At 72.1% G+C, this 26,985-nt stretch carries 23 protein-coding genes; 6 read left to right on the forward strand and 17 right to left on the reverse strand.

Features of this window, described 5'->3' with window-relative positions; genetic code table 11:
• Positions 1-125: 125 nt before the first annotated feature.
• Both ACGFXC_RS16820 and ACGFXC_RS16825 read right to left on the reverse strand, forming a co-directional pair.
• On the reverse strand, positions 126-326 hold the full coding sequence (locus ACGFXC_RS16820; protein ID WP_351830195.1) for an acyl-CoA carboxylase subunit epsilon: 201 nt from the start codon (positions 324-326) through the stop codon (positions 126-128).
• Between the two features lie 25 nt (positions 327-351).
• Positions 352-1,935 (reverse strand): acyl-CoA carboxylase subunit beta, encoded by a 1,584-nt coding sequence (locus tag ACGFXC_RS16825; protein WP_393713412.1) that lies wholly within the window; start codon positions 1,933-1,935, stop codon positions 352-354.
• A gap of 259 nt (positions 1,936-2,194) precedes the next feature.
• Between ACGFXC_RS16825 and ACGFXC_RS16830 the strand changes: the two genes are divergently transcribed.
• Complete coding sequence (locus tag ACGFXC_RS16830; RefSeq protein ID WP_393713414.1) at positions 2,195-2,806, forward strand: YceI family protein; 612 nt, start codon at positions 2,195-2,197, stop codon at positions 2,804-2,806.
• Between the two features lie 36 nt (positions 2,807-2,842).
• Here the strand turns inward: ACGFXC_RS16830 and ACGFXC_RS16835 are convergent, their stop codons facing one another.
• The 6 genes from ACGFXC_RS16835 to ureA form a co-directional block, all read right to left on the reverse strand.
• Positions 2,843-4,204 carry a hypothetical protein gene (locus ACGFXC_RS16835; RefSeq protein ID WP_393713416.1) on the reverse strand — a complete coding sequence of 454 codons (1,362 nt, stop codon included), beginning with the start codon at positions 4,202-4,204 and terminating at the stop codon, positions 2,843-2,845.
• A 56-nt stretch (positions 4,205-4,260) separates the two neighbouring features.
• Complete coding sequence (gene cimA / locus ACGFXC_RS16840; protein ID WP_393713418.1) at positions 4,261-5,883, reverse strand: citramalate synthase; 1,623 nt, start codon at positions 5,881-5,883, stop codon at positions 4,261-4,263.
• Positions 5,884-6,217: 334 nt separating this feature from the next.
• The gene (locus ACGFXC_RS16845) at positions 6,218-6,838 is read right to left on the reverse strand and encodes a TetR family transcriptional regulator C-terminal domain-containing protein (RefSeq protein WP_393713420.1); all 621 of its coding nucleotides are present in this window, start codon (positions 6,836-6,838) and stop codon (positions 6,218-6,220) included.
• A 38-nt stretch (positions 6,839-6,876) separates the two neighbouring features.
• Positions 6,877-7,917 (reverse strand): agmatine/peptidylarginine deiminase, encoded by a 1,041-nt coding sequence (locus ACGFXC_RS16850; RefSeq protein WP_393713422.1) that lies wholly within the window; start codon positions 7,915-7,917, stop codon positions 6,877-6,879.
• A gap of 20 nt (positions 7,918-7,937) precedes the next feature.
• Positions 7,938-9,620 (reverse strand): urease subunit alpha, encoded by a 1,683-nt coding sequence (locus ACGFXC_RS16855; protein WP_393713793.1) that lies wholly within the window; start codon positions 9,618-9,620, stop codon positions 7,938-7,940.
• 47 nt (positions 9,621-9,667) lie between these two features.
• Positions 9,668-10,423 (reverse strand): urease subunit gamma, encoded by a 756-nt coding sequence (gene ureA, locus ACGFXC_RS16860; RefSeq protein WP_393713424.1) that lies wholly within the window; start codon positions 10,421-10,423, stop codon positions 9,668-9,670.
• A 157-nt stretch (positions 10,424-10,580) separates the two neighbouring features.
• Between ureA and ACGFXC_RS16865 the strand changes: the two genes are divergently transcribed.
• Entirely contained in the window at positions 10,581-12,014 is a 1,434-nt protein-coding gene (locus tag ACGFXC_RS16865) for a cytosine permease (RefSeq protein WP_393713426.1), read from the forward strand.
• Between the two features lie 84 nt (positions 12,015-12,098).
• Here ACGFXC_RS16865 and ACGFXC_RS16870 read toward each other — a convergent pair whose 3' ends face one another.
• The 3 genes from ACGFXC_RS16870 to ACGFXC_RS16880 all read right to left on the reverse strand — a co-directional run bounded on the left by ACGFXC_RS16870 (position 12,099) and on the right by ACGFXC_RS16880 (position 14,709).
• Complete coding sequence (locus tag ACGFXC_RS16870) at positions 12,099-13,184, reverse strand: branched-chain amino acid aminotransferase (RefSeq protein WP_393713427.1); 1,086 nt, start codon at positions 13,182-13,184, stop codon at positions 12,099-12,101.
• Between the two features lie 230 nt (positions 13,185-13,414).
• Positions 13,415-14,455, reverse strand: coding sequence for a 3-isopropylmalate dehydrogenase (locus tag ACGFXC_RS16875; RefSeq protein ID WP_393713429.1), 1,041 nt, complete (start codon positions 14,453-14,455; stop codon positions 13,415-13,417).
• A gap of 122 nt (positions 14,456-14,577) precedes the next feature.
• The gene (locus tag ACGFXC_RS16880) at positions 14,578-14,709 is read right to left on the reverse strand and encodes a hypothetical protein (protein WP_256462237.1); all 132 of its coding nucleotides are present in this window, start codon (positions 14,707-14,709) and stop codon (positions 14,578-14,580) included.
• 823 nt (positions 14,710-15,532) lie between these two features.
• Between ACGFXC_RS16880 and ACGFXC_RS16885 the strand changes: the two genes are divergently transcribed.
• On the forward strand, positions 15,533-17,563 hold the full coding sequence (locus ACGFXC_RS16885) for a phosphocholine-specific phospholipase C (protein WP_393713431.1): 2,031 nt from the start codon (positions 15,533-15,535) through the stop codon (positions 17,561-17,563).
• On the opposite strand, the gene ACGFXC_RS16890 is transcribed toward ACGFXC_RS16885, so the two are convergent.
• A complete protein-coding gene (locus ACGFXC_RS16890) occupies positions 17,560-18,105 on the reverse strand; it encodes a GNAT family N-acetyltransferase (protein WP_393713433.1) in 546 nt (181 codons plus the stop codon). The genes ACGFXC_RS16885 and ACGFXC_RS16890 overlap by 4 nt on opposite strands.
• 441 nt (positions 18,106-18,546) lie before the next feature.
• On the opposite strand from ACGFXC_RS16890, the gene ACGFXC_RS16895 reads away from it, so the two are divergent.
• Positions 18,547-19,248 carry a nitroreductase family protein gene (locus ACGFXC_RS16895; RefSeq protein ID WP_393713435.1) on the forward strand — a complete coding sequence of 234 codons (702 nt, stop codon included), beginning with the start codon at positions 18,547-18,549 and terminating at the stop codon, positions 19,246-19,248.
• Here the strand turns inward: ACGFXC_RS16895 and ACGFXC_RS16900 are convergent.
• From ACGFXC_RS16900 to ACGFXC_RS16915, 4 genes are all read right to left on the reverse strand, one after another.
• A complete protein-coding gene (locus ACGFXC_RS16900; RefSeq protein ID WP_393713437.1) occupies positions 19,245-19,454 on the reverse strand; it encodes a hypothetical protein in 210 nt (69 codons plus the stop codon). The two genes, ACGFXC_RS16895 and ACGFXC_RS16900, sit on opposite strands and share 4 nt — an antisense overlap.
• Entirely contained in the window at positions 19,439-20,308 is an 870-nt protein-coding gene (locus ACGFXC_RS16905) for a hypothetical protein (RefSeq protein WP_393713439.1), read from the reverse strand. The genes ACGFXC_RS16900 and ACGFXC_RS16905 overlap by 16 nt, the downstream gene beginning before the upstream one ends.
• Positions 20,309-20,567: 259 nt before the next feature.
• Complete coding sequence (pruA, locus tag ACGFXC_RS16910) at positions 20,568-22,199, reverse strand: L-glutamate gamma-semialdehyde dehydrogenase (protein WP_393713441.1); 1,632 nt, start codon at positions 22,197-22,199, stop codon at positions 20,568-20,570.
• Between the two features lie 32 nt (positions 22,200-22,231).
• On the reverse strand, positions 22,232-23,158 hold the full coding sequence (locus ACGFXC_RS16915) for a proline dehydrogenase family protein (RefSeq protein WP_393713443.1): 927 nt from the start codon (positions 23,156-23,158) through the stop codon (positions 22,232-22,234).
• Positions 23,159-23,357: 199 nt separating this feature from the next.
• Here ACGFXC_RS16915 and ACGFXC_RS16920 point away from each other — a divergent pair, with 199 nt between their 5' ends.
• The gene (locus ACGFXC_RS16920) at positions 23,358-24,563 is read left to right on the forward strand and encodes a PucR family transcriptional regulator (RefSeq protein ID WP_393713445.1); all 1,206 of its coding nucleotides are present in this window, start codon (positions 23,358-23,360) and stop codon (positions 24,561-24,563) included.
• Between the two features lie 186 nt (positions 24,564-24,749).
• Here the strand turns inward: ACGFXC_RS16920 and ACGFXC_RS16925 are convergent, their stop codons facing one another.
• A complete protein-coding gene (locus tag ACGFXC_RS16925; RefSeq protein ID WP_393713447.1) occupies positions 24,750-25,352 on the reverse strand; it encodes a TetR/AcrR family transcriptional regulator in 603 nt (200 codons plus the stop codon).
• 89 nt (positions 25,353-25,441) lie between these two features.
• Here ACGFXC_RS16925 and ACGFXC_RS16930 point away from each other — a divergent pair, with 89 nt between their 5' ends.
• Entirely contained in the window at positions 25,442-26,974 is a 1,533-nt protein-coding gene (locus ACGFXC_RS16930; protein WP_393713449.1) for an MFS transporter, read from the forward strand.
• The last annotated feature ends 11 nt before the right edge of the window (positions 26,975-26,985 follow it).

Raw genomic sequence — 26,985 nt, forward strand, 5'->3', positions numbered from 1 at the left:
GTTCCGCGTTTCCCCCTGCGGCCCGCCCCGCCGCGCCGGGGACGCCGAACGGCCGCCCGGCGCGCCACGCCCCGGGGGCGGTGGTGCGGCCGGACGGCCGTCGGGTGCTGCGGTGGTGCGGGAGGTCAGCCCTGCCAGCTGTGCGGGGCCTGGAAGCCCCGGCTGCGCTCCAGGCGGCGCCAGCCGGCCTGGGAGCGGCGGGTGGTGACGGCCTCTTCCGGGGTGGCGGCGGCGCGGGCGAGCAGGATCGCGGTGATCGCGGCCAGCTCCTCCGGCTCGGCGTTGCCCTTCTCGACCTTCAGCAGGGTGTCCGTGGCGGTGCTCATCGGTGGCGGGTCTCCTTTCGCTCGTTTACTGCGGCGGGTTGCCGTGCTTGCGGGACGGCAGATCGGCGTGCTTCGTGCGGAGCATCGCGAGGGCGCTCACGAGCACCTCGCGCGTCTCGGCGGGGTCGATGACGTCGTCCACGAGGCCGCGCTCGGCCGCGTAGTACGGGTGCATCAGCTCGGCCTTGTATTCCTTGACCATCCGGGCGCGCATCGCCTCGGGGTCCTCGGCGTCCGCGATCTGCTTGCGGAAGATGACGTTGGCCGCGCCCTCGGCGCCCATGACGGCGATCTCGTTGGTCGGCCAGGCGTAGGTGAGGTCGGCGCCGATGGACTGGGAGTCCATGACGATGTACGCGCCGCCGTAGGCCTTGCGCAGGATCAGGGAGATCCGCGGGACGGTGGCGTTGCAGTAGGCGTACAGCAGCTTCGCGCCGTGGCGGATGATGCCGCCGTGCTCCTGGTCGACGCCCGGCAGGAAGCCGGGAACGTCCAGCAGGGTGATGATCGGGATGTTGAAGGCGTCGCAGAGCTGGACGAACCGCGCGGCCTTCTCGGAGGCGTGGATGTCCAGGACGCCGGCGAGGTGGCCGGGCTGGTTGGCGACGATGCCGACGACCTGGCCGTCCATCCGCGCCAGGGCGCAGATGATGTTGCGGGCCCAGCGCTCGTGGATCTCCAGGACGTCGCCCTCGTCGACGAGTTCCTCGATGACCTTGAGCATGTCGTACGGGCGGTTGCCGTCGGCCGGGACCAGGTCCAGCAGGACGTCGGAGCGGCGGTCCTTCGGGTCGTCGGTCTCGTGGACCGGCGGGTTCTCGCGGTTGTTCGAGGGGAGCATCGTGATGAGGTAGCGGACCTCGGAGATGCAGGTCTCCTCGTCGTCGTACGCGAAGTGCGCGACGCCCGAGGTCTCGGCGTGCACGTCCGCGCCGCCGAGGCCGTTCTGGGTGATCTCCTCGCCGGTCACCGCGCGGACGACGTCCGGGCCCGTGATGAACATCTGCGAGGTCTCGCGGACCATGAAGACGAAGTCCGTGAGCGCCGGGGAGTACGCGGCGCCGCCGGCGCAGGGGCCCAGCATGACCGAGATCTGCGGGATGACGCCGGAGGCCTTGGTGTTGCGCTGGAAGATGCCGCCGTAGCCGGCGAGGGCGGAGACGCCCTCCTGGATGCGGGCGCCGGCGCCGTCGTTGAGGGAGACCAGCGGGGCACCGGCCGCGATGGCCATGTCCATGATCTTGTGGATCTTCGTGGCGTGGGCCTCGCCCAGCGCGCCGCCGAAGATCCGGAAGTCGTGTGCGTAGACGAAGACCGTGCGGCCCTCGACGGTGCCCCAGCCGGTGATGACACCGTCGGTGTAGGGCTTCTTGGCCTCCAGGCCGAACCCGGTGGCGCGGTGCCTGCGGAGCTGCTCGACCTCCTTGAAGGAACCCTCGTCGAGCAGGAGCGCGATGCGCTCGCGGGCGGTCAGCTTGCCCTTGGCGTGCTGCGCTTCGGTCGCCCGGTCGCTGGGGCCGCGCCGGGCCTCCTCGCGGAGGGAGTGCAGCTCGGCCACGCGCCCGCGGGCGTCCGTCGGCTCGCTCGGAGTCTGGTCCACAACGGTCATGTACCGACCTTACGAAGCCCGGCCACGAAAACCCTCCGTTGGTTCTACACAGTCTCGGACCCCTTCCGCTGTGCGGGCCGGACAGAACCTGCGCGGGATGTAGGGACTCCCCCAGTCGGGACCAATGGCCTTTGTGGAGGTCCCACAAAAGTCCACGACACGCGCCATGAAGTTGAAATTTGAACGGAATGGGTCTAGCGTCATTCTCGTTGAAACTTCAACGAAACTTTCGCCAGCAGGATCTCCCGAGGAGGAAGCCATGGGTCTCTTCACCCGCCGCCAGAACAACTCCCCCGCCGCGGCCGTCGGCACGCTCGAAGTGGACCCGGCGCTCGCCGCGCTCACCGGTGAGTACGTCATCGACCCCGGCCACAGCAGCATCGGTTTCACCGTGCGCCACGCGATGGTCACCAACGTCCGCGGCAGCTTCGCCGAGCACGAGGGAACCCTGCACCTCGACGGCGCCGACCCGTCCCGCTCGACCGCCGCGATCGACGTCACGATCGCCTCGGTGAACACGGGCATCGCCGACCGCGACGCGCACCTGCGGGGCGGCGACTTCTTCGACGCCGACGCCTTCCCGCTGATGCGCTTCCGCTCCACCTCCGCGGCGCGGCTCGGGGGCGACACGTACCGGATCGGCGGCCAGCTGACGATCAAGGACGTCACGCGTCCGCTCTCCATCGACCTGGAGTTCGCGGGCAGCGCGACGGACGTCTACGGCAACGAGCGCGTCGGCTTCGAGGGCTCCGCCGAGATCCTGCGCTCCGACTGGGGCCTGACCTGGAACGCGGCCCTGGAGGCCGGCGGCGTGATGGTCAGCGACAAGGTGAAGCTGACCTTCGACATCTCGGCGATCAAGCAGGCCTGACGCCGGACACCGGTCCGGCGCCGGGCCCGGGGGCGGCTACCAGCCGCCCCCGCCGTCGAAACCGCCGCCCCCGTCGAACCCGCCGCCGCCGCCGAAGTCCCCGCCGCCGAAGTCGGACGGGTTGAAGTCGGCCCCGGAGACGTCGCCGCCCTCGAAGCCGGAGCCCGTGCCCCCGCCGAAGTCGGCGGCGTAGGCGGGCGAGGACATCATCGAGCCGAGCATCGTGCCCACCAGGAGCCCGGGCAGCATGCCACCGCCGAAGTAGCCGCCGGCCCAGGGACCGTACGCGGGGCCCGCGTCGTAGTAGGGACGCGGTCCGCGGTCGGTCTCCACGGTGCGCACGGCGGGATCGAGACCGTCGCGCAGCCGTACGGCGTCCGCCGCGCAGACCGGCACCGTGCGCGCGGCCCCGCCGGCCGGGGCCCAGGTGGCGTCCTCGCTGCTCGGTCCGTGGCGCGGGTCGAAGAAGCACGGCGCCCGGCGCTCCGGCAGCGGCCTGCCCTGGCGGCGCGCGTCGAGGCGGGCCAGTGCGAAGCGGCCGTCCTCCAGTGCCTGGGTCACGCCCTGGACCTCTTCCGGGCGCTGCACCGTGGCCATGATCTGCTTGGCCTTCTCGTAGGAGTCGAGGCCCTGCTCGTAGTCCCCGCGCATGGCGTCGTCGGCGCCGGGCTCGCCCGGGTGGAAGTCCAGCCGTTCGAGTTCCTCGCCGAAGGCGGTGATGTCCTCGTCGACGACCACGGCGAGGCGGGCGACGGCCTCGCGGCGGGCCTCTTCCTTCTGCCTGCGGTTGCGCCGGACCAGCGCGTACGCGCCGCCGCCGCCGATCACCGCGACCGCGCCGAGGCCGATCAGGGTGCCGGCCGGGAAGCCGTCGTCGCCGGAGGCGGCGCCCCAGGACGCCGGGGCGCGGCCCTTGACCTGGGGCAGGGCCTGGTCGACGAAGTTGTTGAGCTGGGTGTTCGCGTCCACCGGGGTACCGGTCTTGACGGCCTCGGTGAGGTTGCGGACGGCGTTGACGGGCATCACGGCCCGGTCGGCGCCCGCGTTGAAGCCGTCCCCGAGGCGGATCGCGTACAGCCCGGTGACGCCGGTCTCGGCACGGACGGCGGCGAGCACCTTGTCCTGCGGGAAGGCCGCGCCGCTCGGCAGCACCGCCACGAACAGCGGCTTCCCGGCGTCCTTGATCTTCGCGGCCAGGGCGTCGGCCTGCGCCGGGGACAGCTGGGCCCGCGCCCCGGGGTCGACGTAGACCGGTCCCTTCTTGAGGGCCGCCCCGACGTCGGACACCCCGGTGGCCGCGGCCGCCACGGGAGCAGCCACGAGCCCGGCCCCCGAGAGCCCCAGCAGGAGCCCGGCCAGCAGCCGACCGGATCGTACGGATATCAGCCTGGTCCTCATGCCTACGACGCTACCCGAACCGGCATTTTCCCGTGTGAGCTGGACATAAGCCCACGTCACTCCGCCGGTTCGACGCCCGCGTGCAGGAGGCCGAAGGTGAAGGCGTCCTCCAGGGCCTGCCAGGAGGCGGCGATGACGTTCTCGGCGACGCCGACCGTGGACCACTCGCGGGTGCCGTCCGTCGTGGCGATCAGCACGCGGGTCGTGGACTCCGTGCCGTGCTTGCCCTCCAGGATGCGGACCTTGTAGTCGCTCAGCTCGAACTTGGCCAGCTGGGGGTAGAAGCGTTCCAGGGCCACGCGCAGCGCCCGGTCCAGGGCGTTGACGGGGCCGTTGCCCTCGGCCGTGGCGACGATCCGCTCGCCCTTGGCCCAGACCTTGACGGTGGCCTCGTTGGCGTGGGTGCCGTCGGGGCGGTCCTCGACGATCGCCCGCCAGGACTCGGTGCGGAAGTACTTGCGGGCCCGGCCCTCGACCTCGGCGCGCAGCAGCAGCTCGAAGGAGGCGTCGGCGGCCTCGTAGGTGTAGCCGCGCAGTTCGCGCTCCTTGACGCGCTCGACGACGCGGGAGATCAGCGCGCGGTCCTCGCCGAGGTCGACGCCGAGCTCCTTGCCCTTGAGCTCGATCGAGGCCCGGCCGGCCATGTCGGAGACCAGCATCCGCATGGTGTTGCCGACCCGCTCGGGGTCGATGTGCTGGTAGAGGTCGGGGTCGACCTTGATCGCGGAGGCGTGCAGGCCCGCCTTGTGCGCGAAGGCCGAGACGCCGACGTAGGGCTGGTGCGTGGAGGGGGTGAGGTTGACGACCTCGGCGATGGCGTGCGAGATGCGGGTCATCTCGGCGAGCGCGCCCTCGGGCAGGACCTGGCGGCCGTACTTGATCTCCAGGGCGGCGACGACGGGGAATAGGTTGGCGTTGCCGACGCGCTCGCCGTAGCCGTTCGCGGTGCACTGCACGTGGGTGGCGCCCGCGTCGACGGCGGCCAGCGTGTTGGCGACGGCGCAGCCGGTGTCGTCCTGGGCGTGGATGCCGAGGCGGGCGCCGGTGTCGGCGAGGACGGTCGCGACGACGGCGGTGACCTGGGCGGGGAGCATGCCGCCGTTGGTGTCGCAGAGGATGACGACGTCGGCTCCGGCCTCGTGGGCGGCGCGGACCACGGACTTGGCGTACTCGGCGTTGGCGCGGTAGCCGTCGAAGAAGTGCTCGCAGTCGACGAAGACGCGGCGGCCCTGGGCGACGAGGTGGGAGACGGTGTCCCGGACCATCTCGACGTTCTCTTCGAGGGTGGTGCGCAGGGCGAGCTCGACGTGCCGGTCGTGGGACTTGGCGACGAGGGTGATGACCGGGGCGCCGGATTCCAGCAGGGCGCGGACCTGCGGGTCCTTGTCTGCGGAGCCGCCGGCCCGGCGGGTGGCGCCGAAGGCGACGAGCTTGGCGTTCTTGAAGTCGATCTCGGCACGGGCCCGGGCGAAGAATTCGGTGTCGCGGGGGTTCGCGCCGGGCCAGCCGCCCTCGATGAAGCCCACCCCGAAGTCGTCCAGGTGCCGCGCGATCGTCAGCTTGTCCGCGACCGTGAGGTTGATGCCCTCACGCTGGGCGCCGTCGCGCAGGGTGGTGTCGAAGACGTGGAAGCTGTCGTCGAGTGCCTCTGTCGGCTCAGTCGCCTCTGGCGTCGTCATGCTGATCTGACTCCTGTCGGATGAGTGGTTCCGGAATCCCGGGATCCACTGCCCCCATCATCGCGCGCTGCCGGTCCGGCGCGTTTTTTCGCCGGGAAACGAAAAGACCCCTCGCGGGTGCGAGAGGTCTGCGCGCGGGTCCGAGGCACGGTGGCCGCTGCCGCGAAGGTTTTCCACGGTCTCAGCGGTCACAGGGGACCGGCGCGCTGCTGTCCATAATCATGAGCTGAGCAGGCACGCTCGCAGTGTGCCACACCGGCCCGCGTCCGTGGACCGCGGTCTCAGCATCCGGGCACCGGTCCGGCGGGCCGCTCCCGCGGCCCGCCGGACGGGCTCACCCCTGGGGGGCGAGCGCGTCGGCGAGGAACTCCCGTACGTGTTCCAGGATGGCCTCGCGGGAGACCAGCGGCAGCCCGACGGCCAGCTGGATGCTGAACCCGTCGAGCAGGGCCCGCGCCCGGGCCGCCAGCCGGTCGGGGTCCACCGGCCGGAACTCCCCGCGCGAGATGCCCTCGGCGAGGAGGGCGACCAGGTCGCGGTGCCAGGCCCCCTCGATGGCGGCCTGCCGTTCGCGTTCCTGGGGGCCGGCGTTCTGGGACCGGTTCCAGACCTCCAGCCACAGGGTCCAGTGCGGGTCCCGGGGACCGTCGGGCACGTAGAGGTCCACGTACGCCCGGACGCGCTCGTGCGCCGTACCGGGCCGGGACAGCAGGGCCCGGCGTTCGGTGCCCAGGGCCGCCTCGCTCCACTCCAGGGTCTGCAGCAGGAGCTCGTCCTTGCTGCCGAAGTAGTAGAGGAGGTGGCCGCTGCTCATGCCGACCTGCCGGCCGAGGCCGGCCATGGTCAGGCCCTCCAGTCCGCGCTCGGCGATCGTGGCCATGGCGGCGACGAGTACGTCCTCGCGCGGGGGCGCGTTCTTGCGCGCCGCCCGTACCGGTACTCCACCCGCCACCATGGGCCACTCCTTCACGAGGTACGCCGGCGGTCCGTGGATCAGACCTTCGGCTGCTGCTGGGTGATGCAGTGGATACCGCCACCCCCGGCGAAAATCGTACGTGCGTCGACGAGGGTCACGGTCCGCTCGGGGAACAGACCGCGGAAGATCTCGGCGGCCTCCTCGTCGCGCGGGTCGTCGAAGGCGCAGAGCACCACGCCGCCGTTGCAGAGGTAGTGGTTGATGTAGGAGTAATCCACCCACTCGCCGTTCTCCTCCAGCACGGTCGGCGCGGGCACCTCCACGACCTCCAGCTGCCGGCCCCGGGCGTCCGTGGAGGCGCGCAGGAGGGCGGCGATGGTCTTGCAGCGCTCGTGGTCGGGGTGGGCGGGGTCGGGCTGGGTGTGGACCAGCACCACGCCGGGACGGGCGAAGGCGGCGACGATGTCGACGTGGCCCTGGGTGCCGTAGGTGCCGTAGTCGCCGGCCAGGCCGTACGGGAGCCAGATGGCCTTCGTGGTGCCGAGGTGGGCGTGGATCTCCGCCTCGACCTGCCGGCGGGTCCAGCCGGGGTTGCGGCCCTCGCCGAGCTGCACGGTGTCGGTGAGCAGCACGGTGCCCTCGCCGTCGACGTGGATGGCGCCGCCCTCGTTGACCAGGCGGGTGCTGAAGGTGCGGGTGCCGGCCAGGTCGGAGACGTGCCGGGCGATCTTGGCGTCGTGGTCCCAGCGGGCCCACTCCTGGGCGCCCCAGCCGTTGAAGGTCCAGTCCACCGCGGCCAGTTCACCGGCGTCGTTGGTGACGAAGGTCGGACCGATGTCGCGCATCCAGGCGTCGTCGAGCTCGCGCTCGACCAGCTGGACGTCCTCGCCGACGACCGCGCGGGCGGACTCGGCGTCCCCCGGGGAGACGACCAGGGTCACGGGCTCGTAGGCGCGTACGGCGCGGGCCACGGCGCCCCAGGCCGCACGGGCCTCGGCGAGCTCCTCCTCGTTGGTGAAGGTCGGGTTGGGGCTGGGCCAGGCCATCCAGGTGCGCTCGTGGGGGGTCCACTCGGCGGGCATCCGGAAGCCGGCGTCGGCGGGGGTGTTCGAGGTCATGGCAGGCGTCCTTAAGGGCTCTACAGGAAGTACAGGCGGTTGAGGGAGACCGATTCGGCGGCTTCGGAGCGCAGCGGTTCCCCGTCGAGGGAGACGAGGCCGCTGCGTGCGTCCACATCGACCGCGCCCACCCGGGAGTTGCGGAGCAGGTCGCGGGGGCCGATGCCGCGGGTGCCGCGGACGGCGACGCGGCGGCGCCGGGTCGGCATCCCGTCGGAGCCCAGCGCGGCGGCCGCGGCGGAGACGAAGGCGACGGAGATGTCGGCGGGGGTGGCCCCGTAGGAGCCGAACTGCGGTCCGAGAACGAGCGGTTCGCAGGTGTCGGTGGCGGCGTTGGGGTCGCCGGTGACCCCGTAGGCCGGGAAGCCGGACTTGAGGACCAGCTGCGGCTTGGCGCCGAAGAAGGCCGGGCGCCACAGCACGATGTCGGCGAGCTTGCCGACCTCGATGGAGCCGATCTCGTGGGCCAGGCCGTGGGCGATGGCCGGGTTGATCGTCAGCTTGGCCATGTAGCGCAGGACGCGGGCGTTGTCGTCGCCCTCGCCGTCGCCCTCCAGGGGACCGAGCTCGCCCTTCATCTTGGCGGCCATGGCGAAGGTCCGCCGGACGGTCTCGCCCGCGCGGCCCATGCCCTGCGCGTCGGAGGAGGTGATGCCGATCGCCCCGAGGTCGTGCAGCACGTCCTCGGCGCCCATGGTGCCCGCGCGGATCCGGTCGCGGGCCATGGCGGCGTCGCCGGGGAGGTCCGGCTTGAGGTCGTGGACGGAGACGATCATGCCGTAGTGCTCGGCGACCGCGTCGCGGCCGAAGGGCAGCGTGGGGTTCGTGGAGGAACCGATGACGTTCGGCACCCCCGCCATCTTCAGGACGTTCGGGACGTGTCCGCCGCCGCAGCCCTCGATGTGGAAGGCGTGGATGGTCCGCCCGTCCAGGACGCGCAGGGTGTCCTCGACGGAGAGGCATTCGTTGAGGCCGTCGCTGTGCAGGGCGACCTGTACGTCGTGCTCCTCGGCCACCCGCAGCGCGGTGTCCAGGGCCCGGGTGTGGGCGCCCATGTCCTCGTGGACCTTGAAGCCGGACGCGCCGCCCTCGGCCAGCGCCTCGACGAGCGGGGCCGGGGCGGAGGAGGAGCCGCGGGCGAGGAAGCCGATGTTGACGGGCCAGGCGTCGAAGGCGTTGAAGGCGTGCTTCAGCGCCCACGGGGAGTTGACGCCGACGCCCCACACCGGGCCGAACTCCTGGCCGATGACCGTCGTGACGCCCGCCGCGAGCGAGGCCTCCATGATCCGGGGGGAGAGCAGGTGCACGTGGGTGTCCACGGCGCCGGCGGTGGCGATCATGCCCTCGCCGGAGACGATCGAGGTGCCGGTGCCGACGACGACGTCCACGCCGTCGAGGGTGTCGGGGTTGCCCGCCCGGCCGATCGCGTGGATCCGGCCCTCGCGGATGCCGATCGACACCTTGCGGATGCCGAGGACCGCGTCGATCACCAGGACGTTGCTGATCACGACGTCACAGGTCTCGCGGACCGCGGCCGCCTTCAGGTGCAGGCCGTCGCGGGCCGTCTTCCCGAAGCCCGCCAGGAACTCGTCGCCCGGCTTCTGCGCGTCGGACTCGACGCGCACGGTCAGCCCGGAGTCGCCCAGCCTGACCCGGTCTCCGGCGCGGGGGCCGAAGACGGAAGCGTATTCGTGCGGGTCGATGTGCCGGCTGCCGGGGGCGCAGTGGTCGCTGTGGGGGGTCTGCTTGCTCACGCCCGCTCTCCGTCCGCGCTCTCGGGGGCGCCGGTCGCGGCGGGGGTCGCGGCGGGGGGCGCCCCCTCGGCGGCCACGCCGAGGTAGCCGCAGGCCGCGGCCCGGCGCAGGGCCTCCGCCTTGGCTCCGGGGGCGTCCAGGGGGCCGTCGACCAGCCCCGCGAAGCCGATCGCGATCCGGTCGCCGCCGATCGGGACGAGGCCCACCTCGCCCTCGCCGTGCGGGTCGAACCGTACGGAGGAGCCGGCGGGCACGCACAGCCGCATGCCGTAGGCCGCGGCCCGGTCGAAGTCCAGGCGCGGGTTGGCCTCGAAGAAGTGGAAGTGCGAGGTGACGCTGACCGGGACGGAGGCCGTGTTGCGCACCCGCAGCGTCACGGCCGGCTCGGGCTGCGGGGAGCCCGGGCCCGGCAGGACCGCGCCCGGGGCGTCCTCGCCGAGGCCGGCGGCTCCGCGGACCGGGGAGGAGACGACCGCGAGCCGGGACCCGTCGTCGAAGACGGCCTCCACGTGCACCTCGGTGACCACGTCGGCCACGCCGGGCAGCACGTCGTCGGGGCCGAGGACGCCGCGGGCCTCCTCGATGGCCTCCGCGAGCCGCTTGCCGTCGCGCGCGGCCTCGCAGACCGTGTCCGCGATCAGCGCGGTGGCTTCGGGGACGTTGAGCCGCAGACCCCGGGCCCGTCGGGCCCTGGCCAGTTCCGCGGCGCCGCGCAACAGCAGGCGGTCACGCTCCGTAGGGGTCAGGCGCACGCCGATCCACCACCTTTTGAGTCGATGGGTTAGAGCATCACTCTAACTCTTCATTTGCTTTCAAGGAATCATTGACCTGGGACCAGGGCTTAGGTCACATTGAATGTCGCTCAAACACATGCGCAACCACCCCCCGCCCTGCCAAGGGAGTCCCCCCATGCCCATCGAACAGCGCGGAGTCGACACCATCCCGGAAGAGGAGCGAACGAGCGGTCCGCGTGACCTGATCTCGATCCTGCTCGGCTCCAACCTCTGCCTCGGCGTCATCGTCTTCGGCTGGCTGCCCCCGTCCTTCGGACTGGGCCTGGTGCCCTCGGTCACCGCCATCGTGACCGGCACGCTCGTCGGCATCGCCTTCACCGCGCCGCTCGCGCTGGTCTCCCTGCGCACCGCGACCAACCTGTCCACCTCCAGCGGCGCCCAGTTCGGCGTGCGGGGACGGCTGGTCGGCTCGGTGGTGGGTCTGCTGCTCTCGCTCGGCTACACGGCCCTGACCCTGTGGATCGGCGGCGACGTGATGGTCGGGGCGCTGTCCCGGCTCACCGGTCTGCCCGACACCGGGATCTCGCGGGCCGCCATGTACGGGGTCCTCGCCGCGTGTACCGTCGTCGGGGCCGTCTTCGGCTACCGGCTGCTGCTGCGCATGAGCAAGGTCCTGTCCATCGGCATGGTGATCCTGCTGGCCATCGGCGTCTACGCGTACGCCCCCGGCTTCACCAGCGCCGCCCCGCCGGACACCTCGTACCTGCTCGGCTCCTTCTGGCCGACCTGGCTGCTGGCCGCCGTCGCCGCGGGCCTGAGCGGGCCCGTCGCCTTCATCACCCTGCTCGGCGACTACACCCGCTACATCTCCCCCACCCGGCACACCCCCCGCAAGGTGTTCTGGGCCACCGGCTTCGGACTCCTGATCGGCCTGCTCATCCCGCAGCTGTTCGGCACCTACACCGCGCTCGCCGCCCGGGCCGGCACCGACTACGCCGGTCCCCTCGTGGCCGCCGCGCCCTTCTGGTACCTGGTCCCGCTGCTCGCCGCCGCCGCGGCCGGCTCGGTGGGCAACGCCGGGCTGATGCTCTACTCCATGGGCCTCGACCTGGACGCCATCGTCCCCAGGGCCACCCGCACCAAGGCCACCGTGATCGCCGCGACCGTGGCCACCGCCTTCGTCTTCGTGGGCTCCTTCGAGTGGGACGTGCAGTCCGCGATGACCTCGTTCGTGCTGGTGCTGACCGCGATCGGCACCCCGTGGGCCGTGATCACCCTCATCGGCTACGTCCGCTGCCGCGGGCGCTACGACGCCGACGCCCTCCAGGTCTTCAACCGCCGCTCGGTCGGCGGCGTCTACTGGTACCGGGCCGGATGGAACATCCAGGCCACCGCCGCCTGGGCGATCGGCGCGGGCACCGGCCTGCTCGCCGTGACCACCCCCTTCTACGAGGGGCCCCTGCTCGCCCTGACCGGCGGCGTGGACTGCTCCTTCGTCCTCTCCGGCCTGGTCGGCGGCCTGGTCTACACGGCGCTGACCGCCCGCAGCGCGCCCGCGGCCGCCCCCGCCGCGGCGCCCGCCGCCGCGGAGGAGCCGGCCGGCGTCTGAGGCCACCCCGCACGTACGAAGGCCCGCGCCCCCGGATCGGGGGGCGCGGGCCTTCGTACGTGCGGGGACCTCGTGCGGGGGTGCCTAGCCGAGCGGGTGCATCCAGCCGTGGGCGTCGGCGGCGCGGCCGGTCTGGAGCTCCAGGAGCGCCGTGCGCAGCTTCATGGTGACCTCGCCGGGCTCGCCGTCGCCCTGGGTCCAGTTGGCGCGCTCGGACTTGACCGAACCGACCGGGGTGATGACGGCGGCGGTGCCGCAGGCGAAGACCTCGGTCAGGGTGCCGTTCTCGTTGTCGCGCTTCCAGTCCTCGGTGGTGATCCGGCCCTCCTCGGCGGTGTAGCCGAGGTCGCGGGCGATGGTGAGGAGGGAGTCGCGGGTGATGCCCGGCAGGAGCGATCCGGTCAGCTCGGGGGTGACGATGCGGTCGCCGTACACGAAGTACAGGTTCATGCCGCCCATCTCCTCGATCCAGCGGTGCTCGACGGCGTCCAGCCAGACGACCTGGTCGCAGCCGTGCGAGGCGGCCTGGGCCTGGGCGACGAGGGAGGCCGCGTAGTTGCCGCCGGTCTTGGCGGCGCCGGTGCCGCCCTTGGCGGCGCGGACGTACTCCTCGGAGAGCCAGACGGAGACGGGCTTGACGCCGCCGGGGAAGTACGCGCCGGCGGGCGAGGCGATCACCATGAAGAGGAACTCGTTGGCCGGGCGGACGCCCAGGCCGACCTCGGAGGCGAACATGAACGGCCGCAGGTACAGGGAGGCCTCGCCGGAGTCCGGCACCCAGGCGCGGTCCTGCTTGATCAGGGCGTCGCAGGCCTCGATGAAGAGGTCGGCGGGCAGCTCGGGCATCGCCATGCGGCGGGCGGAGGCCTGGAAGCGCTCGGCGTTGGCGCGCGGACGGAAGGTGGCGACGGTGCCGTCGGGCTGCTTGTAGGCCTTGAGGCCCTCGAAGATCGTCTGCGCGTAGTGCAGCGTCATGTTCGCCGGGTCGATCGACAGCGGCGCGTACGGGACCAGCTCGGCGTCGTGCCAGCCGCGCCCCTCGGTCCACTTGATCGTCACCATGTGGTCGGTGAAGTGGCGGCCGAAGCCGGGGCTGGCCAGGATCGCCTCGCGCTCCGCGTCGGACAGGGGGTTCGAGGAGGGCTTGAGCTCGATCGTGGGGGTCGTCATGAGTGCTTGTCCTTCACCGGTTGGGTAGGGCGGACCGCGCTCATGTCGTACTAGGACGTCCGAGCTTCCCCGTATTCCGCGGCCTCGCGTTCGATTATCGCCCGGGAGGTGGGTTCGGTGAAACGGGGTCTTTAGCGGCCCTGGGGAGATGGTGGCACCCGGGGCCGCACAGGAGAAGCCGCCGGGTCGGTGGTCGCTGCCCGGCGGCTTCCTGGGGTGGAGCTGCCGGGTCAGCCGGCTACGCGGGCGGCGAGGGCGTCGCCGATCGCCTCGGTGGAACGGAAGGTGCCGTCGCGCTCGGCGAGGTCGGCGCTGACGGCGTCCTCGATGCGGACGGCCTGGGCCTCGTAGCCGAGGTGGCGCAGCAGGAGGGCGACCGAGAGGATCGTCGCGGTCGGGTCCGCCTTGCCGGTGCCCGCGATGTCGGGGGCGGAGCCGTGGACCGGCTCGAACATGGACGGGAAGGCGCCGGTCGGGTTGATGTTCCCGGACGCGGCCAGGCCGATTCCGCCGGTCACGGCGGCGGCCAGGTCGGTGAGGATGTCACCGAAGAGGTTGTCCGTGACGATGACGTCGAAGCGCTCCGGCTGGGTGACGAAGAAGATCGTCGCGGCGTCGACGTGCAGGTAGTCGGTGGTGACCTCGGGGTACTCCCGGCCGACCGCGTCGAAGATGTTCTTCCACATGTGGCCCGCGTACACGAGGACGTTGTTCTTGTGGACCAGCGTCAGCTTCTTGCGCGGGCGGGCGTTGGCCCGCTCGTACGCGTCGCGGACGACGCGCTCGACGCCGTAGGCGGTGTTGACGCTGACCTCGGTGGCCACCTCGGCGGGGGTGCCGGTGCGCAGGCTGCCGCCGTTGCCGGTGTAGGGGCCCTCGGTGCCCTCGCGGACCACGACGAAGTCGATCTCCGGACGCCCGGCGAGCGGGGTCGCGGTGTTCGGGAAGAGCTTCGAGGGGCGCAGGTTGATGAAGTGGTCGAACGCGAAGCGGAGCTTCAGCAGCAGACCGCGCTCCAGGACGCCGGACGGGACCGAGGGGTCGCCGATCGCGCCGAGCAGGATCGCGTCGTGGTGCTTGAGGGCTTCGAGCTCGGCCTCCGGGAGGGTCTCACCGGTGCGGTGCCAGCGCTGGGCGCCGAGGTCGTACTCCTTGGTCTCCAGCTTCACATCCTGGGGCAGGACCGCGGTAAGGACCTTGAGGCCCTGAGCCACGACTTCCTGGCCGATGCCATCACCGGGGATCACTGCGAGATTGATGCTGGTCGACATGACGGAACCGTACTCCGTGTATCAGCCCTCGGGCATATCGCGTCCACCATATGGACGCGATATGACCCGACGGGGTGGCCTGACGGCCGGGCGGCCGGGTGGGACCGGACGGCCGTACGGGCTCAGTGGCCGGTCGAGCCGCCGTTGTCGCGGCGGTCCAGGGCGCGCTGGAGGGCGGCGGCGGCGTTCTTGCGGTCGGCGTCGGCCGGGGAGGAGTGGCGGACGCGACGGGTGGCGGCGGAGGTGGGGGTCATGGTGATCGACTCCTTGAGATCACGGCGTGGCGGGGCCACGGATGAGGGGTTCCTTCAAGGCGCCGGAAGAGGCGGGGAGCGGGGCGCCGCAGGGGTTGCCTGCCAGGGGCGCGCGCTCTCGACCGCCATTCGCCTGATCGGCGAGACGTTCGGCTCCTACAAAGCTAGGCCAGGTCCGGCTGTCTGTCCCCGCAATTACTCGGACTTCCTACTATCTGAGACGCACGACCGCCCGAAAGGCCCTGCCGGGAACTCCGCTTTCGACTCTCCAAGGCCATGAATCCCCTGATCAGAGCCCTGTGAGGAAAGATGTCGTCGATTCCGGTGTGGTGACGTATCCCACCCGCCTCGCCCGTCCATTCGCCCCCTCCGACCCCTCCGGCCCCTCCGGCCCCTCCGGCCCCGGTGGGGCGATCTCCCGGGCGTCCGCAGCCGCCCGGACACCGCTCCCGCTCCCCCGGGCGGGACGCCGCCGCGCGATCACGTCGAGGCCGTACACGATGCGCCCCGCCCGAACGGCGCATTGGTTCGAAACCACACCAATCCGCAGGACGAGCCGGAGGATCTCCCGCTCCCCCGCCCACAGAGCGCCGGGTTGGCTCCGACACCAGCTCTGTCCAGGGATTCGACCGCACGGCGGGGCGTTCCCGGGCACGCCCCGGGGAGACGATCCGGGCAGGATGCCCGCCCGTCTCAAGGACTGATTCCGGCCAACCGGATGTTCACCGAGTTCTTACCGCACGGATGTAGACCTTTGCAGCGGCTGCCGCCACGCTGTCCGTCAATGTGCCAGCGGGGCACCTGAGTTGGAGGCGAGCAGCCAGTGACACCCATCAGCCGCAGAGGTTTCGTGGGAATCGGCGCCGGGCTCGTGGCGGGGGCGACCCTGCCCGCGCTCGCGCCGACGTCGGCGGCCGCGGCCGCCGCGAGCGGCACGATCACCGACGTGAAGCACGTGGTGATCCTGATGCAGGAGAACCGCAGCTTCGACCACTACTTCGGCAGGCTGAAGGGCGTCCGCGGGTTCGCGGACCGCGCCGCCGGCAACATTCCGGGCGGCTGGGGCACCTTCAACCAGCCGAACTGGGGCGGCCGCCAGTACCCCTGGAAGCTGTCCGCCACCCCGCCGGCCGGCGGCGCCGACGGCGAGACCCTCGCCCAGTGCACCGGCGACCTCCCGCACAGCTGGACCTCGCAGCACGCGGCCTGGAACAAGGGCCGGATGGACAACTTCGTCACCGGCGTCGGCAACACCCGCACCCTGGGCTACCTGGACCGCGGCGACATCCCCTTCCACTACGGGCTGGCCGACAACTACACCATCTGCGACGCCTACTTCTGCTCGACCCTCAGCGCCACCGGCCCCAACCGCACCTTCCTGTGGAGCGGCAAGGTCGACCCGACGAGCAAGGACGGCGGCGAGGAGTCCGGGCTGACCTGGGAGACGTACGCGGAGGCCCTCCAGCGGGCCGGCATGACCTGGAAGGTCTACCAGAACGCCCAGGACAACTACGGGGACAACGGCCTCGCCTACTTCAAGCAGTTCACGGACGCCGCCCCCGGCACCCCGCTGCGCGAGCGGGGCATGGGCTCGGTCCCCAAGGTCACCGGCTCCACCCCGGACGACATCGCCGCCGCCATCCGCGCGGACGTCGTCGCGGGCACGCTGCCGCAGGTGTCCTGGGTCGTGGCGAGCGAGGCGTTCTCCGAGCACCCCTACGCCCCGCCCGGCGACGGCGCGCACTTCGTGGACCTCGTCTACCGGGCCCTCGCCGCGGACTCCGAGGTCTTCGACTCCACCGTCCTCTTCCTCAACTACGACGAGAACGACGGGTTCTTCGACCACGTGCCGCCGCCGATCGCCCCGCCCGGCACGCCCGGCGAGTACATCGACGGCCTCCCGGTCGGCCTCGGCTTCCGCGTGCCGATGCTCGTGATGTCCCCGTGGACCCGCGGCGGCTGGGTCAGCTCCGAGGTCTTCGACCACACCTCCGTGCTGCGCTTCATGGAGACCTGGACGGCCGCCCTCGGCACCCCGGCCACCTGCCCCAACATCAGCGACTGGCGGCGCAAGGTGGTGGGCGACCTGACGGGCGTCTTCGACTTCAAGCGCCCGGTCTACGGGGTGCCCACGGGCCTGCCCTCCACCGCCAAGGTGATCGGGCAGGCAACCTGCGGCCCGATGCCCAACCCGGTCCCGCAGGACAACGCCCTCCCGGCGCAGGAGCCCGGCACCCGCCCGGCGCGCGCCCTCCCGTACCAGGTCAACGGCAACCTCGACCGGCTGGAGTTCGGGGCGGGCGGACAGGTCCTGGCCTGGTTCTCGATGGCGAACCAGGGCCCGGAGGCCAAGCGGGCGGCACACTTCTCGCTGCACCCGCACCAGTACCGCGACACCACCCCCTACCAGTACACCGTCGAGCCGAACTCCACCTCGACGGACTTCTTCAACATCGGCCTCGGCAACGGCGCCGGCAAGTACGACATCTCCATGTACGGGCCGAACCGCTTCCTGCGCCGCTTCATCGGCGACGCGGCGAAGCCGGGCAAGTCCCTGGAGGTGGCGTCCCGCTTCGCGGTGGAGCCGGGCACCGGCAAGATGGCGATCTGGTTCAAGATGACGAACACCTCGTCGGCGCCGGTCACCTTCACCATCCGCTCGAACGCCTACCGCACGGACGGCCCGTGGACGTACACCGTCCCGGCGAACTCCTCGCGCGAGGACTTCTTCAACGCGGTGGCCTACAACAAGGGCTGGTACGACTTCACCGTCCTGGCGAACACGGACGGGACCTGGTCGCGCCGCTACACCGGCCACATCGAGACGGGCGCGGCGTCCGTCTCCGGTTCCTAGACGACGTCGCCCTCGCGCCAGTCGAAATCGATCCGTCCGGCGGGGTCCAGCACGGCCCCGCCGGGCGGCGTCCACACGTAGGTCGAGCCCTCCTCCCCGGGGAGCCGCTCGGGGCCGTCCGGTCCGAGCACCCCCACCGGCCCGGGGTGCGGGCACCAGCCCCGGGCCCGGTACAGGGCGGCGCCGGCCTCGGAGGCGGACAGGGCGCCGAGTACGTAGGCCCCGCCGATGACCCGCTCCAGCCCGTCCATCACGGCCCCGCCCAGCCCCCGCCGGCGCAGGCCGGCCCGTACGGCGACGGCCTCCACGTACCCGGTGCGCAGGGCGCGGCCGCGGTGCAGCACCCGGCGCTGGACGACGCTGCCGTGCGCGACGAGCTCCGCGCCCCGGTGGACCAGCGCGTGCATCCCGCCGAGGGCGTGCTCGAAGTCGGCGTCGTCGAAGTCCCCCTCGAAGGCGGCGTCGAGCAGGGCGCGGATCCCGGCGAGGTCGTCCGGGCCGAGCTGCGAGGTGTGCACGAGGCGCGCACGCGAAGACGTCATCCCCCCAGTCTCCCGCCCGGCCGCGCGGGAAAGGCCGGAAATGCGCGGGGGTTCCGGAACCCGGAGTGCTCCGCCCCGCGTACCGCAAGTCCCGGCGCCCGCTCCCGTCGAGCGGGATCCGCAGGGTCGTCGGCCCGGCCGGGCGGGGCGCGTGGTCCAGTCCGGGCCCGCCGTCGCCCCGCAGGTCGATGACCGTCCGCACCCCGTGCTCGGCCGGCGCGGTCCAGCCCCGGGCGGTGAGCCCGTCGAGGTCGTCGGCCCGTACCGGGCCCCGCGCGCCGGCGTCCCGGGACAACCGGGGCCGGGGGCGTCGGAACCGCCCTCCCCGTCCACGAATCGACCGACGTTCGTCACGGTCATAGCTCCCCCTTCCGTACACATCGGACAGCCGCGGAGGACGCGACTCTGGCCTCAGGGGTTCCTCCGCGTGAAGATCTGCGCATGTCGCCCGAAACCCAGCAGTGGACCCCGACCCATGGCCAGCCCTACCGGCCCGTCGCCTACCGGCCCGCGCGCATGCCGAGTCAGGAATCCCTCGCGCGCGCGGCCGAGCTGCGGACCCGGATGGACGAGCGGCGCACCGTACGCCACTTCTCCCCGGACCCCGTCCCGGACCAGGTCGTCCGCGACGCCGTCGCCTGCGCGGCCACCGCCCCCTCCGGGGCGCACCAGCAGCCGTGGACCTTCGTGCTGGTCAAGGACCCGGCGATCCGCCGGCAGATCCGTGCGGCCGCCGAGCAGGAGGAGCAGATCTCCTACGACGGCCGCCTCGGCGACGAGTGGCTCGCGGCGCTGCGCCCCATGGGCACCGACGCCGTGAAGACCCACCTCACGGACGCCCCGGCGCTGATCGTGGTCTTCCAGCAGCGCTACTGGCTCGGCCCGGACGGCACGAAGCGCAAGCACTACTACGTAGACGAGTCGGTCGGCATCGCGGTCGGGATGCTCCTGTCCGCCCTGCACCTCTCGGGCCTGGCGGCCCTCATCCACACCCCGAGCCCGATGCGCTTCCTGTCCCACGTCCTGGCCCGCCCCGAGAACGAGAAGGCCTTCGCGGTCATCCCGGTCGGCTACCCCGCCGAAGACTGCGAGGTCCCGGACCTGATCCGCAAGTCCCTCCCCCAGGTCCTGGTCGAGGTCTAGCCGCCGCCGGAGGACTCGGCCGCCGGCGGTGCCTCCGCGCGGCCGCCGAGTGCTCCGGCCAGGGCCATCGCGATGCGCACGCGGTCCTCCGCGGTGGCCGCCTCCATGGCCGCCCGCAGCTGGCGCAGGATCAGGGCGTCCCGCACCACCTTGGCCACGGCGAGCACGGCGGCCAGCACGAGCGCCGTCGTCAGCACGTGCTGCACGCCGGCAGCACGCGCGGGTGCCCGGATGCGCAGGGCAGCCGCCTCATGGTGACGGTGGCTCCGCCGAAGGCGAGGGTGCAGCCCTCCCCCCGTTCGACGCCACCGGGGCCGACGGTCAGACCGCTCCGCCGAAGACGGGCGGCGAGGTCCTCCGGCTCCGTCGCGCAGCACCATTCGATGGCCAGCTCGCGGCGCCCCTCGCTGTACGTCCCCGACCATGCGTGCCCGCTTCCGGCAGCCCTGAGCAGCCGGCTGCGCCGGATGATCCGGCTCAACAGCCGGTCCCGGTCGGGTTCCGCCACGGCCACCGCGTCGTCACCGGCAGGTTCGCTCAACCAGTCCCGCTCGTCCTCGTGCAGCCGCTCGGGCGTGTCCCTCCAGATGTGTACGGAACACGATCTCCGTGCGAAGAAGGACTCGGCCCAGGCCGGATCCGGGTGCCGGATCAGGACCGACCCCCCGTGCACGAGGCTGTGCAGGCGCAGGGCGCTGCCCTCCCGTGCGGGCCGCAGCCCAACGATCCCTCCGAGGCCGCCGAGGACCGTGTCCCACCTGGGGAGGAGCAGGGCCATGACCTGGCGTGCCCGCTCCGGGCACAGCCACACTTCCAGCCCGTCCCTTGCGGGGACCACCCGGGTGATGCTCAGCAGCCCGCTCTTCAGCGGATCGCCCGTGAGGTGGAGGACCACGGCTGCTTCGAGGGCGCGCTGGTCCGGGTGATCGGCGTCGGGAACGGGGCACCGCCGCGTGATCAGCCCGCGGGCGGCCCAGCTCCGCGAGGTCCGGTACGGCACACCCGTGGCCTCGCTGCACAGCTCTGCCGCACGGTCACGGTTGCGGGTGGTTCCGGGCATACGTGTCCTCCTGCGCTCCGCCCGGCCCGGTGGCGTGAGGATCCGACGTACAGCCTCGGTCGGTACTGCGCGTACGGGGTCTCGTGAGAGAGCTTGGCTCCCCTCGGACGCGCCGGGGTCCGAGGTTGAGGAGACGGGTCGCCGTACCGACAACTGCGCCCACGCTAGCACTGGTCGACGGATGCCGGAGGGGAAACGGGACCGCCCCCGCTCCGGACTTGGGGGTACCGGAGCGGGGGCGGGGTTCGGCTGGGGGCTGTCAGCCCATGTGGGGGTAGCCGTACTCGGTCGGCGGGACCAGGGTCTCCTTGATGGAGCGGGTCGAGGTCCAGCGCAGCAGGTTCGAGGCGGCGCCCGCCTTGTCGTTCGTGCCCGAGGCACGACCGCCGCCGAAGGGCTGCTGGCCGACGACGGCACCGGTCGACTTGTCGTTGATGTAGAAGTTGCCCGCCGCGAAGCGGAGCTTCTCCATCGTGTCGGCGGCCGCGTAGCGGTCCTGCGCGATGACGGCGCCGGTCAGGGCGTACGCCGAGACGTTCTCCATCTGCGCGAGCATCTCGTCGTACTTGTCGTCCTCGTAGACGTGGATCGCGAGGATCGGGCCGAAGTACTCGGTCGTGAAGACCTCGTTCTCCGGGTCGGTGCACTCGATGACCGTCGGGCGCACGAAGTAGCCCTCGGAGTCGTCGTAGGTGCCGCCGGCGACGATCGTGCAGGTCGGGTCGGCCTTCGCACGGTCGATCGCGGCCTTGTTCTTCGCGAAGGAGCGCTCGTCGATGACCGCGCCGATGAAGTTGCCCAGGTCGCGGACGTCACCCATGGCGATGCCGTCGACCTCGGCCGCGAACTGCTCCTTGAAGCCGTCGTTCCAGATGGAGGCCGGGACGTAGGCGCGGGAGGAGGCCGAGCACTTCTGGCCCTGGAACTCGAAGGAGCCGCGGGTCAGGGCGGTCTTCAGGATGCCGCGGTCGGCGGACGGGTGCGCGACGACGAAGTCCTTGCCGCCGGTCTCGCCGACGAGGCGCGGGTAGGAGCGGTACTTCTCGATGTTGTTGCCGACCGTCTTCCACAGGTACTGGAAGGTCTTGGTCGAGCCGGTGAAGTGGATGCCGGCCAGCTCGGGGTGGTTCAGGGCCACCTCGGAGACGGCGATGCCGTCGCCGGTCACCAGGTTGATGACGCCCTTGGGCAGGCCGGCCGCCTCCAGGACCTCCATCAGGAGCACCGCGGAGTGGGTCTGCGTCGGGGACGGCTTCCAGACGACCACGTTGCCCATCAGGGCCGGGGCGGTCGGCAGGTTGCCGGCGATGGCCGTGAAGTTGAACGGCGTGATCGCGTAGACGAAGCCCTCCAGCGGGCGGTGGTCGCTGCGGTTCCACACGCCCGCGGAGTTCGCGGCGGGCTGCTCGGCGAGGATCTGCCGGGCGAAGTGGACGTTGAAGCGCCAGAAGTCGACGAGCTCGCACGGGGTGTCGATCTCGGCCTGCTGGACGGTCTTCGACTGGCCCAGCATCGTCGAGGCGGCCAGCTTCTCGCGCCACGGGCCGGACAGCAGCTCGGCGGCGCGCAGGATGATCGCGGCGCGGTCGTCGAAGGACATCGCGCGCCACGCCGGGGCGGCGGCGAGGGCGGCGTCGACGGCTTCCCGCGCGTCGGCCTCGGTGGCGTTGGCGTAGGTGCCGATGACGGACTTGTGGTCGTGCGGCTGGACGACGTCGAAGCGCTCGCCACCGCCCATCCGCTTGGCGCCGTCGATCGTCATCGGGAGGTCGAGGGGGTTCTCGGACAGCTGCTTCAGCTGGATCTCGAGGCGCGCGCGCTCCGGGCTGCCGGGGGCGTACGAGTGGACCGGCTCGTTGACCGGCGCGGGGACCTGGGTGACAGCATCCATGGGGCTGGTAACTCCTTGAGCTAGTGGGGTGCCTAGTTCTTGGTGATCATCGAGCGGAGGAAGAAGAGCAGGTTGGCCGGCTTCTCCGCGAGGCGGCGCATGAAGTAGCCATACCAGTCGGTGCCGTAGGCCGTGTAGACCCGCATGCGGTGGCCCTCGGCGGCGAGCCGCACGTGCTCCTCGCTGCGGATGCCGTACAGCATCTGGAACTCGTACTCGTCCAGCTTGCGCCCCGCCTGCCGGGCGAGCTCCTGGCCGATGGCGATCAGGCGCGGGTCGTGGGACCCGATCATCGGGTAGCCGTCGCCCTCCATCAGGATCTTCATGATCCGGACGTACGCCTTGTCGATCTCGGCCTTGTCCTGGTACGCGACCTCGGCGGGCTCCTTGTAGGCGCCCTTCACGATGCGCACGCGGCTGCCGGCGGCGGCCAGGCGGCGGGCGTCGGCCTCGGTGCGGAAGAGGTAGGCCTGGATCACGCAGCCGGTCTGCGGGAAGTCCCGGCGCAGCTCCTCGTGGATGGCGAACATCGAGTCGAGGGTGGTGTGGTCCTCGGCGTCGAGGGTGACGGTGGTGCCGATGGCGGCGGCGGCCTCGACGACCGGGCGGACGTTGGCGAGGGCCAGCTCGTGGCCGCCGTCCAGGGCCTGGCCGAACATGGAGAGCTTGACCGACATCTCGACGGTCTCGCCCAGGCCCAGCGCGGCGAGGCGCTCGATCAGCGCGAGGTAGGCGTCACGGGCGGCGTGCGACTGCTCCACGGCGGTGATGTCCTCGCCGACGACGTCGAGGGTGACCTCCAGGCCGGCCTTCGTGAGTTCTCCGACGATCGGGATGACCTGGTCGACCGTCTCACCCGGGATGAACCGGTTCACCACGGGCTTGGTCACCGGAGCGGCGGAAACGATGCGGCGCATCTTGTCGCTGCGCGAGGCGGCGAGGATCACGGGACCCAGCACGGGGCACCTCCAACGGGTGGCAGAAGCGGACTACGGCACGCGTGCGGGGTGGGCCGCGGCCGTAAGGAAAACGCAAGTAAAACCACCGTGAAACCTAAGGATCTCCACGATCCTCTGCCATCGACAGCTGTCACGCATCCGTGTCCCCGATCTCATACATCTGTCTGAAGGGCCGTCCGCGGGGTGGGAGAATGGGCGCGTGAAGGGCGATTACCAGGACCTGGTCGATGAGATCTCGGCGCTGCTCGGCGCCCCCGCCACGCTGGAGAACCGGGATTTCCGGCTCATCGCCTTCGGCGCCCACGACAGCGACGACGACCTCGCCATGGACCCCGTCCGCACCCGGTCGATCCTGACCCGCCAGTCGACGGCGGCCGTCCGGTCCTGGTTCGAGGCGTACGGGATCACCCGCGCGACCGCCCCCGTCCGGATCCCGGCCGACCCGGAGGCGGGGGTCTTCCGGGGGCGGATCTGCCTGCCCGTGCGCCACCGGGGCATCGTGCAGGGCTACGTGTGGCTCCTCGACCGGGATCCGGGCCCCGGGCCGCAGGCACTGGACGCGGCCATGGAGGTGGCCCAGCGGATCGGGGTGCTGCTCGCCGAGGAGGCCAGGGCGGGCGCCGACCTGTCCCGGGAGTTCCTGGCGGTGCTCACCGCGGGCCGGGGCTGGCAGCAGGACATGGCGGTGGCGGCGCTGCGGCTGGCACTGGGGCCGGGGGCCGAGGGACTGCACGCGGCCGTGTGCGTGGCTCCGTGGAGCGGGGAGGCTCCGGCGACGGTGCCGGGGGCGTCGGCGGTGTGCGTGGTCCCCGGGGACCCGGGCGGGCCGGCGGGGGGCCCGGCGGTGCTCGCCGTACTGCTCCGGCTGCGTTCGGCGGACGCCCTGGCGCCGGCCCTCACCGCGGTCGCCCGTCTCCTCCCCCGCCCGGCACCCGCCCCGGCGGCCCCGCCCGCGCCGGGCGCGCCGGGCGGCGGCGGCCGGGGCCACGGCGTCACCGCCGGGCTGTCCGATCCCGTCCGAGCGCTCACCGGGCTGCCCGAGGCCTGGGCGCAGGCCACCGCCGCCGCCCGGGCGGCCGCCGCGCAGCCGCGCTTCGGGCCGGTGGCGCAGTGGTCGGCGATCGGGCCGTACCGGATGCTGGCCGCACTGGCGGCCGACCCCGTGGACGACCCCGCCACCCGCTCCCTGCTGGGCCCGGCCCACCGCGAACTGGCCCGCACCGCCGAGGTGTTCCTCGACTGCGCCGGCCAGGCGGGCCGGGCCGCGGCGGCGCTGGGCATCCACCGCCAGACCCTGTACTACCGGCTGGGCCGGGTGGAGCAGCTGACGGGGCTCGACCTGGACGAGGGCGAGGACCGGCTCCTGCTCCACATGGCCCTCAAAGCCTCCCACCTGCACGGCTGACGGCCCGGGGTCCACGCATCGCTACGGGTGGACCCGGATCAGCGGCTGGGGAGCGCCCTCGGCCCCCGGTCGGCGAAACGTCTCACGCGGCTCCGAGAAGGCCCGGGCCGGCACGGCGGGCCCGGCCGGCGCGGCCGGCACGGCGGGCGCGGCGGGCGCGGCGGGCACCCCGGGCGCGGCGGGTGCTCAGCCCGCCTCCGGCGCGGACGGGACCGGGGCGCCCGTCAGGCCCTCGGCCACCCGGCGCAGCCCCTCGGTGAACTCCTGCGCCGAGGCGGCGCTCGCCGGATCGAACAGCCACTGGAGCATCAGGCCGTTGAGCAGCGCCTGGTAGACGGTGCCGAGGGTGCGCTCGTCCTCCTCGGTGACCTCCTCCTCCGGTGTCCCGGTCAGCATCGAGATCAGGCCCCGGCGCCCCTCCGCCTGCGAGGCGGCGAGCAGCGACCGCAGCTCCGGGAGCCGGTCGCCGCTCAGCGCGACCTCCATGCTGGCGGCCCAGACGGGGGCGGTCGCCTCGTGCTGCCCCAGGACCCCGTCCCACAGGGCGCGCATGCGCTCCAGGGAGCGGTCCGTTCCGCCGAGGCCGGCACCGTGCACGCCCTCCCCCCACTCCTCGATCAGGGCGATGAACGCCTGGGTGAGCAGGGCGTCCTTGGAGCCGTAGTGGTAGCCGATGGACGCCAGGTTGGTGCCGGAGGCGCTGACGATGTCGCGTGCGGTGGTGCGCACGAAACCCTTCTCGGCCAGGCACTTCTTGGCGCCTTCGAGCAGATCTTCGCGATGTCCCATGCCGCCACCGTAGCAAGACAGCTGTCCTAGACGAAAGTTCCATACATTCGTCATAGACAAGCGTTTATGACGGATGTACATTCCTTCTCATGACGAACCCCGCCGCTACGGCACGCCTCGCCGGACGACGCGAATGGACCGCCTTCACCGTCCTCCTGCTGCCCCTGCTCCTGGTCTCGATGGACGTCTCCGTCCTGTACTTCGCGATCCCGGCCATCACCCGGGAGCTCGACCCGAGCGCCACCCAGCAGCTCTGGATCTTCGACAGCTACGGCTTCGCCCTGTCCGGCCTGCTGATCACGATGGGCTCGCTCGGCGACCGGATCGGCCGCCGCAAGCTGCTCCTGATGGGCGCCGCCGCCTTCGGCCTCGCCTCCGTCGCCGCCGCGTACGCCACCAGCCCCGAGATGCTCATCGCGGCCCGCGTCCTGCTCGGCGTCGGCGGCGCGACGCTGATGCCGTCCACCCTGGCCCTCGTACGCAACCTCTTCCGCGACGAGAAGCAGCGCGCCAAGGCCATCGCCCTGTGGTCCGGGGCCATGACCGGCGGGATCGCCCTCGGCTCGGTGCTGAGCGGAGTGATGCTGAACCACTTCTGGTGGGGGTCGGTCTTCCTGATCAACGTGCCCGCGATGCTGCTCCTGCTGCTCCTGGTCCCGGTGCTGGTGCCGGAGTTCAGGGACCCGGCCCCCGGCCGCTTCGACCTGATCAGCGTCCCGCTGTCCACGGCCGCCGTACTGCCCCTCGTGTACGGGCTCAAGGAGATCGCCGCCGAGGGCTTCGAGCCGCTCTCCCTGGGCTGCGTCGCCGTCGGTCTCGCCTTCGGGTACGTCTTCGTCCGCCGCCAGCGCCGCCGCGAGGACGCGATGATCAGCCGGGCACTGTTCCGGGGCCGCGGCTTCGGCGCCGGCATCGGCCTCATCACCGTCGCCGCCTTCGCCATGATGGGTTCGGCCTACTTCACCACCCAGTACCTGCAGTCGGTACTCGGCATGGGCACCCTGGAGGCCGCGCTCTGGAGCCTCGCCCCCTCCGTCGTCATCGGCGCCGCGGCGCCCGTCAGCGCCGCCGTGGCGCAGAAGACCGACCGGGCCCACGTCATCGCGGCCGGCTTCGTCCTGGCAGCCGCCGGATTCGGCCTGATCTCGCTGGCGGGCACCGACTCCCTGTGGCTGGTGCTGGCCGGAGCCGGAGTGCTGGCGAGCGGCATCGTGACCGTGATGAGCCTGGTCACCGAACTGGCCCTGGGCTCAGCCCCCGCCGAGAAGGCCGGTACGGCGGCCTCCCTGCTGGAGACGGGCCAGGAGTTCGGCGGCGCCCTCGGCATGGCACTGCTGGGCAGCCTCGGCACCGCCGTCTACCGCTCCGACCTGACCGGCGCCGCACCCGCGGCCCGGGAGACCCTGGGCGGCGCGGTCGCCACCGCGCGGCAGGCCGGCGGCGAGGCGGGCGGGCAGCTGCTGGCGCTGGCCCGGGAGGCCTTCGTCCACGGGATGCACTACGCGGCCTGGGGCGGGGCGGCGCTGCTGCTCGCGGCGGCGGTCCTCGCCCTGGCCCTGGCCCGCGGCTCCGCCAACCCGGCCGGCGCGGCTCCGGCTCCGGCTCCGGCTCCGGCGAGCTGAGCACCGTACGA

This window comes from Streptomyces sp. NPDC048507, from assembly GCF_043199995.1.
Lineage (GTDB): Bacteria > Actinomycetota > Actinomycetes > Streptomycetales > Streptomycetaceae > Streptomyces.